This is a genomic window from Herbaspirillum sp. SJZ106 (assembly GCF_006715495.1).
Taxonomy (GTDB): Bacteria; Pseudomonadota; Gammaproteobacteria; order Burkholderiales; family Burkholderiaceae_D; genus Herbaspirillum.
Genome location: NZ_VFNI01000007.1, coordinates 81156 through 95210, shown reverse-complemented (window position 1 = coordinate 95210; position 14055 = coordinate 81156). Strand labels below are relative to the sequence as shown.

Genomic DNA, 14055 nt, shown 5'->3' with positions numbered 1-14055 from the left:
CTATTCATGCCGCCGCCATCACGGCCGGCGTTTCCGCGCGCGCCAACCCCAGCAGGGATGACATCTGCGCCTCGTCACCCAGCAGTTGTTCGCTGCGCCCCTGGTGCACGATGCGTCCGCGCTCCAGCACCACCACGGTATCGGTAACTTCCAGCGCCAGGTGCGCATGCTGTTCCACCAGCACCAGGGTCAGGCCGGATTGCTTGAGCATCCGGATGGCATCGAGCAGCACATCCATGATCAGCGGCGCCAGTCCTTCCAGCGGTTCGTCCAGCAGCAGCAGGCGCGGATTGCCCATCAGGGCGCGCCCCATCGCCAGCATCTGCTGTTCGCCGCCGGAGAGCTGGTTGCCGAGGTTGCCGCGCCGCTCCTGCAAGCGCGGGAACAGACCGTAGACGCGGGCCACATCCCACTCCCCCGGCCGCTGCGCCACCTTCAGGTTCTGCTCCACCGTCAGCGACGGGAAGATCTCCCGCTCCTGCGGCACATAGGCGATGCCGCCGCGGTTGCGCTTGTAATTGGGCAAGGCCGTCACATCGACGCCGTCCAGCCTGACGCTGCCGCGCGAGACCGTGGTCAGGCCCATCAGGCTCGCCAGCAGCGTGGTCTTGCCCACGCCGTTGCGCCCCAGCAGCGCCAGCGCCTCGCTCGGCTGGAGCGCCAGCGACAAGCCGTCGATCACGACGGCATCCTTGTATCCGGCGCACAGGCCGTCTATCGACAACATCTCAGCCATGATGGCGTTTCCCCAGGTAGACATTGCGCACGCGCTCGTCGGCGCGGATCTCGGCCACCGTCCCTTCGGTCAGCACGGCGCCCTCGACCAGCACGGTGATCTGCTGCGCGAAACGGAACACCAGGTTCATGTCGTGTTCGATGAAGACGATGGAAATATCCTGCGGCAAGCGTTCCAGCAATTCCAGGATCACCCCGCTTTCGCTGTTGGGAATGCCGGCCGCCGGTTCGTCCAGCAGCAGCACCTGCGGCTTGAGCGCCAGCGCGATGGCGATCTCCACCAGGCGGCGATGGCCGTAGGCGAGGTCGACGATGCGCTTGCCGGCCAGCGCCAGGATGCCCAGTTCGTCGAGCAGGCGCGCCACTTCTTCCACCACCCGCGGATGGCCGCTGGTCTTGCCCCACAGGCGCCAGCTCACGCCCAGGCGCTGGGCGGTGGGGATGGCGACGTTCTCGGCCACGGTCAACTGGCTGAACAGCGCATTGATCTGGAAGGTGCGCGCCAGGCCCCCGCCGACGCGGCGCTGCGGCGTGGCGCCGGTGATGTCCTGGCCGTCGAGCAGGATCTGCCCGCCGCTGGGCGCGAATACGCCGGTCATCAGGTTGACCAGGGTCGTCTTGCCGGCGCCGTTGGGGCCGATCAGTGCATGACGGGCGCCGCGGGCAATCTTCAGGTCGACGTCGCGCGTCACCTGGATCGAACCGAAGCGCTTGCACAGGTTGCGGGTTTCCAGGGCATAGGCGCTCATTGCCGTCCTCCCCGGTTCGCGCCAAACAGCCGGGCGCGGACATCGGCGGCCAGCCACAGCAGGCCGCCCGGCGCAAAGCGCACCAGCAGGATCAGCGCCAGCCCGACGAAGAACATCCAATGGAAGGGATTGACCGCGGCGGCACGGTCCAGCAGCAGCATGTACAGCGGAATCCCGACGAACGCGCCGTACAGCCGCCCCACCCCGCCCACGATCAGCATGATCAGGATGTTGCCCGACAACTGGAAGCTCAGCAGGTCCAGGCCGACGGTTTTTGTCAGTTGCGCATTGAGGCCGCCGGCCAGGCCGGCGATGGCGGCCGACAACGTATAGACCACGACCAGCCGGGCATGCACCGAAGCGCCGACCAGGTTCATGCGTCGCGAATTCTCGCGGATGCCGCGCATGGCCAGGCCGAACGGCGAGTTGGCCACGATGCGCACGAGCGCGAACGCCGCCAGCAACACCGCCAGCGCATACAGGTAGGAAGTCTTGCCGTACAGGTCGAAACTGAACAGCCCCAGCAACGGCGACACGCTGATGCCCGACAGGCCGTCGGCGCCGCCGGTGACCTCGCTCCAGGTATTGGCCACTTCATGCAGCAGCACCGTGATGACCATCGTCAGCATCAGCAGCGCCAGGCCGTGGGTGCGCAATAATAGCCAGCCGGACAGCAGCCCCACCACGCCGGCGGCCAGCGCCGCCGCCAGCAGCCCGGTCAATGGCTCCGGCGACACGTGCAGCGCGAAGTATCCGGCCACATAGGCGCCGACGCCGAAGAAGGCCGCATGTCCCAGCGTGTTGATGCCGGCGAAGCCCAGCGCCAGGTCCAGCGAAATGCCGAAGATCACCATGATCAGGATTTGCGTGCCCAGCGACAGGTAGGTGTCGAACAGGAAGAACACCAGGATCGCCACGGCCCAGGGCAGGATGTCCAGCGGCCGCAGGCGGTAATAAGGCAGCGCCGTCGCCGGCAGCGCCTTGGCGGATTGGAAATGTGCTTGTTGCGTCATGCCGGCCTCCCCAGCAGGCCTTGCGGCCGGATCAATAACACCGCCAGCGTGGCCAGGTAAAGCACGATGCCGCCGCCGGAAGTCAGGTAATAACGCCCCAGGGTATCGATGATGCCCAGCACCAGCGCAGCCACCAAAGTGCCCTTGATGCTGCCCAGGCCGCCGACCGACACCACGATCAGCACCAGCACCAGGTATTGCAGCGCATAGAACGGCTCCAGCGGAAAAATCTCCGAACCCAGCGCGCCGCCCAGCGCGGCGAAACCGCAACCGATGGCGAAGGTGACGGCGAACATCGCCTTGACGTCGATGCCGATGCAACCGGCCATGCGGGTGTTGTCGACCGCCGCGCGCAGCTTGGCGCCGGCTTCGGTACGCTCCAGCGCGAACCAGATCAGCAGGCCGCAGGCGGCGCTGACCGCGACCAGGAACAGGCGGTAGACCGGCAGGCTGAGCGGCCCCAGCTGCACCATGCCGCGCAACGCGGCCGGCACCGGGATGCTCTGGATCGACGAGCCGAACACGGCATTGGCGGCGGCGATCATGACGAAGGTCAGGCCGATGGTCATCAGCACCTGGCCCAATTCGCTCTGGCCATACACCCAGGAATACACGGTGCGTTCCAGCAACGCGCCGATGACCATGGTGGCCGCCACCGCCAGCGGCACCGCCAGCAGGAACGGCAGATCCAGCCAGGCGGTCAGCATGAAGCACAGGTAGCCGCCGATCATCGCGAAACCGCAATGGGCCAGGTTGACCACGCGCATCACGCCCATCGTGATCGACAGGCCGACCGAGATCAGGAACAGGATCATGCCCAGCGCCACGCCGTCGAACAGCGTGGTCGCGAACGACGCCAGGGACTTAGCCAGCATGTCCACCTCCGCCGCGCACTGTGTTGTCAGTTTTTTTCATAGTGTCTCCTCCGTGCCCATCCCCACTGCGCGCCGAATCATGCTGACTCGGGCACGCGCCTGGTTTTCAGGAATTCTTCCAGCGTCTCGCCGCGCATGGCCGCATACACGGCCAGGTTGGACATCTTGACCACGCGCGCGAATTTCTCCAGCACGAAGAAGCTCACGCCATACCTGACCAGGCCCAGCCAGTCGCGCCGCCGCACCAGGTCGCGCTCCTCCGAACTCAATTGCAGTTCGTCGAAGGCCGCTTCCAGGTCGCGCGCCACCAACTCGCGGAACGCCGGCTCCCGATGGCGCCAGAAGAAGCGGTTCAGGCGCACCGCATGGACACTGGCGCGCAAATCGAACGGATAGGTGCCGGGAATCTTCTCCATCCCGGCCACCTGCGGGTTCACATGCACCGGCGCGGCCGGCGCCTGGCGATCGGCGCCCTGCTCGTAGATCGCCACGGCCATGTTGGTGGTCGTGGCCAGGTAATGGTTCTTGTGCACGCACCTGATCTCGTCATTCAAGGCGCCGCGCATGGCCAGCCACATGATCACTTCGGCGCTCTCGGCGCCGCCCAGCTCGACCAGTTCCGCATGGCGCAGTGCGGCCAGCTTGTGCGGCTGGTCGACGATCATGTCGAGGAATTGCTCATCCCATTCCACATTGTTGAAACCGGTGCGCTCGCCGTGGATCTGGTGCGACAGGCCGCCGGTCCCGACCACCACCACCTTGAGGTCGGCAGGGAAGGATTCCACCGCGCGGCGCACCGCCTGCCCCAGTTTGTAACAGCGCGCGGCGGTCGGCAGCGGATACTGCAGCACATTGATCGCCAGCGGCAAAATCGCGCCGGGCCAGCCGGGTTCATGCGGCCACATCAGACCCAGCGGGGAATTGCAGCCATGATCCAGCGCCCGCTCCTGGAACACCGCGATATCGAATTCGTCGTTGACCAGCGACTCGGCCACATGCGCGGCCAGCGCCGGATGCCCCTTGATGCCCGGCAGCGGACGGCGGCCGGCGCCTTCGTCGGCCATGTCGAAATCGGGAGAAATGCCCAGCGCGAAGGTCGGGTAACAGTCGAAGAAGAAACTGTTGGCGTGGTCGTTATAGAAAAACAGCAGCACGTCCGGCTGTTTTTCCGCCAGCCAGCGCGCCACTGGCTTGTAGCCTTCGAACAGGGGTGCCCAGGCCGGGTCGTCCTGCCGCTTCCTGTCATAGGCCAGGCCGATGGTGGGCACGTGCGAAGTGCCGATGCCCCCGATGATTCTTGCCATGTGATCCTCGAATGATGGTTGCCGCCTTATGCGGCCATGCTGGCGTCCTGCGCCGCTTCCTCGGCGGCCAGGCGCAACAGGATCTTGCGCATCGCGATGCCGGGGCGGTCGGGGGCGAAACTGGCTTCCTCGATCGGTTCGCTTTCCTTTTCCACTTCCTGCTGGATCCAGGTCAGCGCGTCCACGTCTTCCTTGTAGGCCTTGATCGAGGCATCGTGCAGGTACTGGTCGACCGCCGTATCGTCGATGTTGCAATTGCGGCTGTTGAACCACCAGTAATGGATGGTGTTCTGGTGTTCCGGCGTGTAGATGTGAGTGATGGTGAAACGGTATTCCCGCTTCTCCCCCTCGCGCGGCTCCAGGTTGACGATACGGGCATGCGCCACATGCCATGCCGGACTGGCGAAAGCGGCGTCCGAGAAACGGTCCACCGGACGCCCGGTCAGCCTGGTGGGAATGCCATAGATGTCCGGCGGCGGCGAATTGAGCAGGCTACGGGTCTGTTCCACCGTATCGCCGACCACCCGCACTTCCAGCGTGGCGCGCGAATACTCGGGCGTGCCGATGCCGGTACTGGAATGCAGGATGGGGAAATGGGTCTGGTCCAGCAGGTTCTCATGCATGGCGACATAGTTGGTGCCGACATGGAACTGGCCGCTGACGGTCTTCCAGTCCGGCGCGCTGAGCCAGGGCGTCTGCGGCACGCTGGCCGGATCCGCCTTGGCCGGGTCGCCCATCCAGACCCACACCAGCGGCCCCTGTTCGATCACCGGGTAGGAAGCGATCGTCACATGGGTCGGCGCCTTCGCCATCGACGGCATGAACACGCAATTGCCCTTGGGGTCGAAATTCATGCCGTGATAGCCGCACACGACCTTGTCGCCGTCGAGCCGTCCCTTGGACAAAGGGAAATTGCGATGCGGGCAACGGTTTTGCATGATCACCGGCTGGCCCTCTTCGGTGCGGTACATCAGCACGCTCTTGCCCAGCAGCGTACGCTCCTTGAGCTCGCGCCCGATCTCCGATCCCAGCGCGGCCACATACCAGCAATTCCTGACCAGCGGCGTGGTGTAATCCGCCATCTTCTGGCGGGCCGGTTCAACTTTCTGCAACATGATGGACTCCTTCTTTGCCTGGTGGAGGCGCCTGCGCTCAGAAACAGGTTCTTATTGCACCTTGACGCCGGGATCGCGCACCGCAGGATAGGTCTTGAAAGGCTTGTTGACGTACTTGCCGTTGACCTTCTCGATGCGGCGGATATAAACGTTCTGGATCAGTTCACGCGTCTCGGGATCGACCTTGACCGGGCCGCGCGGACTGTCCCAGCCGTAACCCTTGATCGCGGCCATGGCCTTGTCGCCATCCGGCTTGCCGTCGGTGGCGCGGATCATCTCGGCGATCATCGTCATCGAGTCGTACGCGGAGACCGAAGCCACGTTGGGAATGCGGTCGGCGCCATACTTCTTTTGCAGGCCGGCCACGAAGGCGGCATTGGCCGGTTCGGTCCCGGCGGCCGAATAATGCAGCGCGGTCACCACGCCGGAGGCGGCGTCGCCGTAGGCGGGCAATTCGCTTTCCTCGGTCTCGGCGGTAGCCAGCAGCTTGATGCCGGAAGTGCCCAGGCCGCGTTCGACGAAGGATTTGATGAACGCCACCGACATGGGACCGACCGGCATGAACATGTAGAGATATTCCGGATTGGCTTCCTTGATCTTCTGCATGTAGGTGGAGAAGTCCGTGGTGTTCATCGGAATCTTCGCTTCGCCGCTGATGGCGCCGCCGGCCTCGGTGAACGCGCGCCGGAAGGAATTGATGGCATCGATGCCGGGCGCATAGTCGGCCGCGGCCAGGAACACCTTCTTGCCGCCCTGTTCGGCTACCCATTTGGCCAGCGGCGTGGCGACCATCCACTGGGTATAGCCGGCGCGCAACAGGTAGGGGGAGCGCGACAGGATGCCGGAGGTGCCGGAATTGTTGACGATGGTCGGCACCTTGGCCTGGGTCGCCACATCGGTGACGGCCAGCGCGGTCGGCGTGAATTCCAGCCCGGCCAGGTATTGCACCTTGTCGCGCACCACCAGCTCTTCGGCCAACTGGCGCGCGCGCGCCGGATTGTTGCCGCCGACGTCGCGGTAGATCACCTTGATGGTGTGGTTGCCGACCTTGCCGCCGTTCTGCGCCAGGAAGTAATCCGTGGCTTCCTGGATGTTCTTGCCCCAGTTGCTGTAGGGGCCGCTGAACGAGGCGATCACGCCCACGCGGATTTCATCCGCGCGAACCGGAGCGGCCATCGTCACCAGGGCGGCGCCAGCCGCCACCAGGGAATACTTCAGGAAATTGAGCGCCATGCTGTTTGTCTCCGTGTCTGTTTAGAATTAATTTGATCAATAGGCGTGAGTGTGCGCTTTCTAAGCAGAACGCATCTCGCGCCTATTGATGAAATGCGTTCCAGTAATGACCTTCGGCCGGCAAGACCGGACCGAAGTGCGGCTCGTGCCGTGTGGCGGCGATTTGATGCAGTATGCGCGCCGTCCTCCCCGGTCTGTATCCAATCTGCGCCACAAAGGCATCCAAAATACTTATCGCCCGTTTGCACATTGGCTGATCGTCGTTGCCGCAAGCCATGCGCGGCGCCCACGCCCCGCAAACGCAACGGCGCGCCAATGTATACATTGGCGCGCCGCAATATTCCCGACAAGTTCGCGGGGAAGGAAGTCAGAGATCGAGAACCAGGAGCTTCCCTTTGGCGCGTGAACAACATGGCGTGAACTGGTCGTTCTTCGCGTGCTCTGCGTCGGTGAAGTAGACATCGCGATGATCGGGAATGCCCTCCAGCACGCGGGTGATGCAAGTTCCGCACACGCCCTGTTCGCAGGACAGCGGGATATCGATGCCGCAGGCTTCGAGCGCCTGCGCCACGGTACGGTCGGCCGGAATGGTGTAGCACTTTCCGGTACTGGCGATCTTCACCTCGAAGCTGGTATCGCCATCGGTATTGGCCGCTGCCGCGCCGAAATACTCGAGATGGACCTGGTCCGCCGGCCAGCCTTTTTCCCTGGCCGTGTTAACGACATGGTCGATGAAACCGCCGGGACCGCACACATAGATGTGGGTTCCCGCTTCGGGATGGGCCAGCAGCTCCGGCAGTTTCAGCTTTTGCGCCTCGTCGCCGGAATCGAAATGCAACTGCACCCGGTCGGCGAACGCGCTCGCGGCGATGCGCTGGCGAAACGCGGTGCGCCCGGGAGAACGGGCGCAATAATGCATGGCAAAATCGGCCCCGATCCGGGCCAGGCGTTCGGCCATGCAAAGGATGGGGGTGACGCCGATACCCCCGGCCAACAGCAAGGTACGCCGGGCCTGCACCAGCGGGAAGTGATTGCGCGGCATGCTGATTTCGATCACATCGCCCTGTTGCACCTCATCGTGCATGGCCTGCGATCCGCCCCGCGAAGCGGGATCGCGCAACACGCCGATCAGGTAGCGGTGGCTTTCGGCCGGGTTGTTGCACAGCGAGTACTGGCGCACCAGGCCCGGGCGGATCATCACATCGATGTGGGACCCCGCCGAGAATGGCGGCAGCGGCGTGCGGTCGGCACTGGCCAGTTCATAACTGAAGATATCCTCGGCTTCCTGCACCTTGGCGACGACTTTGACCGCGATGGTATTCATGGCTTGATTGGCATGCTGGACTGATGAAAAAGCCCGGGCGAACGCGCCGCCCGGGATGAAGCACTGCTGGACACTGCGGGATCAGGCCGCCTTGAGCTGGCGATGCGGATCGATCACGAATTTCTTGGGCACGCCGGCATCGAATTCGCCGTAGGCCTTGGGCGCGTCGTCCAGGCTGATCACCTGCACGTTGACCACCTCGGCCACATTGATGCGATCCCACATGATGGCCTGCATCAACGCGCGGTTGTACTTCATGACCGGCGTCTGGCCGGTGTGGAAACTGTGCGACTTGGCCCAGCCCAGGCCGAAGCGGATCGACAGGCTGCCGCGCCGGGCGGCGTTGTCGACGGCGCCCGGGTCATCGGTCACATACAGGCCGGGGATACCGATCTTGCCGGCCGCGCGGGTGATCTCCATCAGCGAGTTGAGCACGGTGGCCGGGGCTTCATGCTGGGCGCCGGCATGGCCGTGGCCGCGCGCTTCGAAACCCACGCAATCCACCGCGCAATCGACTTCCGGCTTGCCCAGCAGTTGCGCGATCTGTTCGCCCAGGCTGGCATCCTGCGACAGGTCGACGGTCTCGAAACCGACCGCGCGCGCATGCGCCAGGCGCACCGGGTTGACGTCGCCGACGATGGTCACGGCCGCGCCCAGCAGGCGGGCCGACGCCGCCGCCGCCAACCCGACCGGGCCGGCGCCGGCGATATAGACGGTGCTGCCGGGACCGACGCCGGCCGTCACCGCGCCGTGATAGCCGGTGGGCAGGATGTCGGACAAACAGGTGAGGTCGCGGATCTTGGCCAGCGCGCGGTCGCGCTCGGGCAGCTTCAGCAGGTTGAAGTCGGCATACGGCACCATCACGTATTCCGACTGGCCTCCAATCCAGCCTCCCATGTCGACATAACCATAAGCGCCGCCGGCGCGCGACGGATTCACATTCAGGCACACGCCGGTATGCTGTTCCTTGCAGGTCTGGCAACGGCCGCAGGCCACGTTGAACGGCACCGAGACCAGATCCCCTTTTTGCAGGGTCTCGACATCGCGCCCGACTTCGAGCACTTCGCCGGTGATCTCATGGCCCAGCACCAGCCCCTGGGGCGCGGTGGTGCGACCGCGCACCATGTGCTGGTCGGAACCGCAGATATTGGTCGTCAACACTTTCAGGATGACGCCATGTTCGATCTTGCGCCCGCCCGGGTCTTCCATTTTGGGCGACTGGATTTCATGCACTTCCACCCTGCCGGGTCCCATGTAGACCACACCGCGATTGTCCGCCATGCCTTGCTCCTCTCTTATATATAAAAAAGCAGGCCCGTGCCGGCGCCTGCGACACTGACATCATCAGAAGGTGTGCTGGATCCCGGTCATGATGCCGTTCTGGGTACCGCCCGGCGCCACCGTGGCCCCCGCGCTCAGCGCCACCGCCGCCGTGCCGCCGTTGCTGACGCGGCCCACCAGGCCATAGATCGCCGTGCGCTTGGACAAGTAATAAGTGCCCCGCACCACCGCCATGTTGGTGTCGTTGGGGCTGTTCTTGAAATCCAGGCGCGCCACCTGCGCATCCAGGCTGAACTGCGGCGTAAACAGGTAAGTCATGCCCAGGTAGGTGAGCGTGCTGGTGGGCGTGACGGCATTGCCTTCGTTATTGCGATGCAGGAAGCCGCCGGCAATGGTGGCATCGCCGATCTTGCCGTAACCGGCGATATGCCAGCGGGTATCGGTACGCGCGCTGCTGGTCGGGCTGAAGGCCGCCGCCGCGCCGGCGCCGCCGTGATAAGTGTCGTAGGCGCCCAGCACGCCCCATTGCTTGCCGGCCGCGTCGTAGCGCAACATGGTCGACCAGTTGCGGCAAGCCTGGGCATCGGCGGCATTCTCGCCGGCGCAGTTGGTGGCCGCCGGACCGCCCGCGGACGAGGTATCGCGACCGAAGCTGTAAGTGGCGCCGACGGTCAGGCCGCTGAACACGCCCTTGTACGAAATTGAATTGTCGTGCCGCGCATTGGGCAGGTAAAGGTCGAGCGAGCCAATCGAAAATTGCGATGGGCCGATCACGTCGACATCGAAGAAGGACTGGAACAGCATGCTGTAGGTACGGCCCATGGTGACGGTGCCGAAGCTTCCGGCCAGGCCGACCCAGGCCTGGCGGCCGAACAGGCGGTTACCCTGGTTCATGCCGCCGCTGTCGGGCTGGAGGCCGTTTTCCAGCGTGAACACTGCGCGCAAGCCATCGCCCAGGTCTTCCTGTCCGCGAAAACCGATGCGCGACGGGAACATGCCGCCGCTGAGGTTGGGCATGCGCGTCAGGCTGTCGCCGGCGGCGTTGACATTGGTCAGATGTTCAACCGCCGTATCGATCAGCCCGTAGATTTGCACGCTGCTCTGCGCCTGCGCGGCGCCGGCGGCGCCCAGCAGCGCCAGCGCCGCCATGGTGGTATGGACCTTCCTCATTTCCGTGTCTCCCTTTTTTATATGAATGGGTGGCGCAACCGCGCCTATGGATGCGTAACGGCCTGTCGTCCGCCGTTTTTCTTATTCGATGCCGTTGATGCGCACGGATGCCGGATTGGTCCGGCCCGTTGATGTGATGCCGATTCTAGGCATTTGAAAATCGCGCGCTAACGGATTTGGGCCAGATATCGATCTAATTTATTTATGCCCCGGCGTCCCCATCGCCCGGACCTGCGCCCGCGGCGATACGGGGCGCGGCCGCGCGACCGATGCCGCGATAAAGAAATTAGATCGACTTTGAGGGGACAACGCACACCTTGCGCTCGAGGACTTGGCGATACTGCTCCAGAAGAAAACCAGATGGAGAAGTAACCATGCAGACAGATTCAGATGCGCAGCAGCGGGCGGTTCCTTGCCTGCTGATGCGCGGCGGCACTTCGCGCGGTCCCTTCTTCGCCGAATCCGACCTGCCGGCCGACACCCAACGACGCGATGCCGTTCTGCTGGCCGCGCTGGGTTCGCCCGACCGCCGCCAGATCGACGGCCTGGGCGGCGCGCATCCCCTGACCAGCAAGGCCGGCATCGTGCGCCCCAGCGCCACGCCGGGCGTCGACCTGGACTTCCTGTTCGCCCAGCTGCAACCCGATTCGGACAAGGTCGACACCACCCCCAACTGCGGCAACATGCTGGCGGCGGTCTTGCCCTTCGCCATCGAACGCGGCCTGGTGCCGGCGCAGGATCCCGTCACCAGCGCCCGTATCCTGACCCTGAACACCGGCATGCAATGCGATGTGACGGTGCAGACGCCGGGCGGCCGCCTGCGCTATAGCGGCGACACCCGCATCGACGGCGTGCCCGGCAGCGCGGCGCCGGTCAAGATCAATTTCCTCGATACCGCCGGTTCGGTCTGCCCATCCATGCTGCCCAGCGGCCGCGTGTTGGACCAGGTCGCCTTCACTACACCCGATGGCGTCGCACACGCGATCGCGGCCACGCTGATCGACAACGGCATGCCGATGGTGCTGGTGCGCGCCGCCGATTTCGGCATTGCCGGCCGCGAAAGCGTGGCCGAACTCAACGGCAACCGGGCCCTGAAGCAGAAGCTGGAGGCGCTGCGCCTGGCATGCGGCCCGCTGATGGGCCTGGGCGATGTGGCGGCCAAGAACTATCCCAAGATGTGCCTGCTGTCGGCGCCGGCGGCCGGCGGCGCCATTGCCACCCGCTGCTTCATCCCGCACGTCTGCCACGAAGCCATCGGCGTGCTGGCGGCGGTGACCGTGGCCACGGCCTGCGTGCTGGAAGGTTCTGTCGCGCAAGGCCTGGCACAGGCCGGCGGCGGCCTGCAGCGCACGCTGTCGGTGGAGCATCCGAGCGGCGAATTCAGCGTCGAGCTGGAGCTCGATGCCCGCGACCGGCAAAAGATCGTCCGCGCCGCGCTGCTGCGTACGGCGCGCCCCATCATGCGCGGGGAAGTCCTGATCCCTGCCGCCATCTTCAACGAGAAAGAACCATGAGAGATCCCCTGATCATCGATTGCCACGGCCACTACACCACCGCCCCCAAGGCGCTGGAAGAGTGGCGCAACCGGCAGATCGCCAACCTGAAGACGCCGGCGCTGGGCCCCAGGCCGTCCGAACTCAGGATCAGCGACGACGAGCTGCGCGAATCGATCGAAGGCAACCAGCTGCGCCTGATGAAGGAACGCGGCGCCGACCTGACCATCTTCTCGCCGCGCGCCAGCTTCATGGCGCACCACATCGGCGACCTGGAAACCAGCCAGACCTGGGCGGCGATCTGCAACGAGCTCTGCCACCGGGTGGCGCGACTGTTCCCGCAGCACTTCGTCGGCGCGGCCATGCTGCCGCAGTCGCCGGGCGCGGATATCCGCACCTCGATTGCCGAACTGGAGAAATGCGTCAAGGAATACGGCTTCGTCGGCGTGAACCTGAACCCGGACCCGTCCGGCGGCCACTGGAGTTCGCCGCCGCTGTCCGACAAGTCCTGGTACCCGCTGTACGAGAAGATGGTGGAGCTGGAAATACCGGCGATGATCCACGTCAGCACCAGTTGCAACGCCTGTTTCCACACCACCGGCGCGCACTACCTGAATGCCGACACCACCGCCTTCATGCAATGCCTGACCAGCAACCTGTTCAAGGACTTCCCGACGCTGAAGTTCCTGATCCCGCACGGCGGCGGCGCGGTACCTTACCACTGGGGGCGTTTCCGCGGACTGGCGCAGGAGATGAAGAAGCCGTTGTTGAAGGAGCACCTGTTGAACAACATCTTCTTCGACACCTGCGTGTACCACCAGCCGGGCATCGACCTGCTGACCAAGGTGATTCCGGTGGACAACGTGCTGTTCGCATCCGAGATGATCGGCGCGGTGCGCGGCATCGATCCGGAGACGGGACATTACTACGACGACACCAAACGCTACATCCAGGCGGCCGCGTTGAGCGACGAGGAACGCGGCAAGATCTTCGAAGGCAATGCGCGCCGGGTGTATCCGCGGCTGGATGCGGCACTCAAGAGCCAAGGACTGTAAACATGAGCACACCCCTGATCAATCAGCTGGGCATCGTCAAGCGCAATATTGAACGCGCCGATGCCGGCGTAGTGGAGCACCTGGGGAAATTCGGCGCGGCCACCGTGCATGAGGCGCAGGGCCGCACCGGACTATTGAAACCCTACATGCGCCCGATTTATCCGGGCGCCGCGGTATCGGGCACCGCCGTGACCGTGCTGCTGCATCCGGGCGACAACTGGATGATGCACGTGGCGGCCGAGCAGATCCGGCCGGGCGACATCGTGGTGGCGGCCATCACTGCCGAATGCACCGACGGCTACTTCGGCGACCTGCTGGCGACCAGCTTCATGGCGCGCGGCGCCAGGGCGCTGATCATCGACGCCGGCGTGCGCGACGTGAAGATCCTCAAGGAAATGGGTTTCCCGGTGTGGAGCAAAGCGATCAGCGCCAAGGGCACCATCAAGGCCACGCTGGGTTCGGTCAACATCCCGGTGGTTTGCGCCGGCGCGCTGGTCAACCCGGGCGACGCCATCGTCGCCGATGATGACGGCGTGGTGGCGGTGCCGGCGTCGGACGCGGCCCGGGTAGCCCAGGCCGCGCAAAAGCGCGAAGATCTGGAAGGCGAGAAGCGCGAAAAACTGGCCGCCGGCGTGCTGGGGCTGGATATGTACGACATGCGCGGTCCGCTGGCAGCGGCCGGTCTGAAATATCTGGATTAGAAAGTGA

The 14055-nt window shown here is 64.7% G+C and carries 13 protein-coding genes; 3 read left to right on the top strand and 10 right to left on the bottom strand.

From position 1 onward, the window contains the following. Positions 1 to 4 precede the first annotated feature (4 nt). From FB598_RS18940 to FB598_RS18895, 10 genes are all read right to left on the bottom strand, one after another. The gene (locus FB598_RS18940) at positions 5 to 736 is read right to left on the bottom strand and encodes an ABC transporter ATP-binding protein (RefSeq protein ID WP_141917898.1); all 732 of its coding nucleotides are present in this window, start codon (positions 734 to 736) and stop codon (positions 5 to 7) included. Next, positions 729 to 1484, bottom strand: a complete 756-nt coding sequence (locus FB598_RS18935; RefSeq protein ID WP_141917680.1) for an ABC transporter ATP-binding protein — start codon at positions 1482 to 1484, stop codon at positions 729 to 731. Before FB598_RS18935 ends, FB598_RS18940 begins: the two co-directional genes overlap by 8 nt. Continuing rightward, positions 1481 to 2497: a branched-chain amino acid ABC transporter permease gene (locus FB598_RS18930; protein ID WP_141917678.1), complete on the bottom strand. Its 1017-nt coding sequence runs from the start codon at positions 2495 to 2497 to the stop codon at positions 1481 to 1483. The genes FB598_RS18935 and FB598_RS18930 overlap by 4 nt, the downstream gene beginning before the upstream one ends. Beyond that, the gene (locus FB598_RS18925; RefSeq protein ID WP_141917676.1) at positions 2494 to 3372 is read right to left on the bottom strand and encodes a branched-chain amino acid ABC transporter permease; all 879 of its coding nucleotides are present in this window, start codon (positions 3370 to 3372) and stop codon (positions 2494 to 2496) included. The genes FB598_RS18930 and FB598_RS18925 overlap by 4 nt, the downstream gene beginning before the upstream one ends. 77 nt (positions 3373 to 3449) lie before the next feature. Continuing rightward, positions 3450 to 4676, bottom strand: coding sequence for a gallate dioxygenase (locus FB598_RS18920; protein WP_141917674.1), 1227 nt, complete (start codon positions 4674 to 4676; stop codon positions 3450 to 3452). 26 nt (positions 4677 to 4702) lie between these two features. After that, on the bottom strand, positions 4703 to 5791 hold the full coding sequence (locus tag FB598_RS18915) for an aromatic ring-hydroxylating dioxygenase subunit alpha (RefSeq protein WP_141917672.1): 1089 nt from the start codon (positions 5789 to 5791) through the stop codon (positions 4703 to 4705). 51 nt (positions 5792 to 5842) lie between these two features. Beyond that, positions 5843 to 7024, bottom strand: coding sequence for an ABC transporter substrate-binding protein (locus FB598_RS18910; protein ID WP_255464096.1), 1182 nt, complete (start codon positions 7022 to 7024; stop codon positions 5843 to 5845). A gap of 367 nt (positions 7025 to 7391) precedes the next feature. After that, the gene (locus tag FB598_RS18905; protein ID WP_141917670.1) at positions 7392 to 8348 is read right to left on the bottom strand and encodes a PDR/VanB family oxidoreductase; all 957 of its coding nucleotides are present in this window, start codon (positions 8346 to 8348) and stop codon (positions 7392 to 7394) included. 81 nt (positions 8349 to 8429) lie between these two features. Beyond that, entirely contained in the window at positions 8430 to 9629 is a 1200-nt protein-coding gene (gene fdhA, locus FB598_RS18900; RefSeq protein WP_141917668.1) for a formaldehyde dehydrogenase, glutathione-independent, read from the bottom strand. Positions 9630 to 9692: 63 nt separating this feature from the next. Then, a complete protein-coding gene (locus FB598_RS18895; RefSeq protein WP_141917665.1) occupies positions 9693 to 10799 on the bottom strand; it encodes a porin in 1107 nt (368 codons plus the stop codon). Positions 10800 to 11173: 374 nt separating this feature from the next. Here FB598_RS18895 and FB598_RS18890 point away from each other — a divergent pair, with 374 nt between their 5' ends. Genes FB598_RS18890 through ligK form a run of 3 tightly spaced genes read left to right on the top strand, consistent with a single transcriptional unit; the run spans position 11174 to position 14048 of the window. Continuing rightward, positions 11174 to 12313 carry a 4-oxalomesaconate tautomerase gene (locus tag FB598_RS18890; protein WP_141917663.1) on the top strand — a complete coding sequence of 380 codons (1140 nt, stop codon included), beginning with the start codon at positions 11174 to 11176 and terminating at the stop codon, positions 12311 to 12313. A gap of 8 nt (positions 12314 to 12321) precedes the next feature. Then, the gene (locus FB598_RS18885) at positions 12322 to 13347 is read left to right on the top strand and encodes an amidohydrolase family protein (protein ID WP_141917893.1); all 1026 of its coding nucleotides are present in this window, start codon (positions 12322 to 12324) and stop codon (positions 13345 to 13347) included. A 17-nt stretch (positions 13348 to 13364) separates the two neighbouring features. Next, on the top strand, positions 13365 to 14048 hold the full coding sequence (gene ligK, locus FB598_RS18880) for a 4-carboxy-4-hydroxy-2-oxoadipate aldolase/oxaloacetate decarboxylase (RefSeq protein WP_141917891.1): 684 nt from the start codon (positions 13365 to 13367) through the stop codon (positions 14046 to 14048). Positions 14049 to 14055 lie beyond the last annotated feature (7 nt).

Excerpts from the sequence above, each read along its gene's own strand:
- FB598_RS18905 (WP_141917670.1), bottom strand. The coding sequence starts at position 8,348 with ATGAATACCATCGCGGTCAAAGTCGTCGCCAAGGTGCAGGAAGCCGAG.
- FB598_RS18930 (WP_141917678.1), bottom strand. The coding sequence starts at position 2,497 with ATGACGCAACAAGCACATTTCCAATCCGCCAAGGCGCTGCCGGCGACG.
- FB598_RS18910 (WP_255464096.1), bottom strand. The coding sequence starts at position 7,024 with ATGGCGCTCAATTTCCTGAAGTATTCCCTGGTGGCGGCTGGCGCCGCC.
- FB598_RS18895 (WP_141917665.1), bottom strand. The coding sequence starts at position 10,799 with ATGAGGAAGGTCCATACCACCATGGCGGCGCTGGCGCTGCTGGGCGCC.
- FB598_RS18915 (WP_141917672.1), bottom strand. The coding sequence starts at position 5,791 with ATGTTGCAGAAAGTTGAACCGGCCCGCCAGAAGATGGCGGATTACACC.
- fdhA (WP_141917668.1), bottom strand. The coding sequence starts at position 9,629 with ATGGCGGACAATCGCGGTGTGGTCTACATGGGACCCGGCAGGGTGGAA.
- FB598_RS18920 (WP_141917674.1), bottom strand. The coding sequence starts at position 4,676 with ATGGCAAGAATCATCGGGGGCATCGGCACTTCGCACGTGCCCACCATC.
- FB598_RS18935 (WP_141917680.1), bottom strand. The coding sequence starts at position 1,484 with ATGAGCGCCTATGCCCTGGAAACCCGCAACCTGTGCAAGCGCTTCGGT.
- FB598_RS18940 (WP_141917898.1), bottom strand. The coding sequence starts at position 736 with ATGGCTGAGATGTTGTCGATAGACGGCCTGTGCGCCGGATACAAGGAT.
- FB598_RS18890 (WP_141917663.1), top strand. The coding sequence starts at position 11,174 with ATGCAGACAGATTCAGATGCGCAGCAGCGGGCGGTTCCTTGCCTGCTG.
- FB598_RS18925 (WP_141917676.1), bottom strand. The coding sequence starts at position 3,372 with ATGCTGGCTAAGTCCCTGGCGTCGTTCGCGACCACGCTGTTCGACGGC.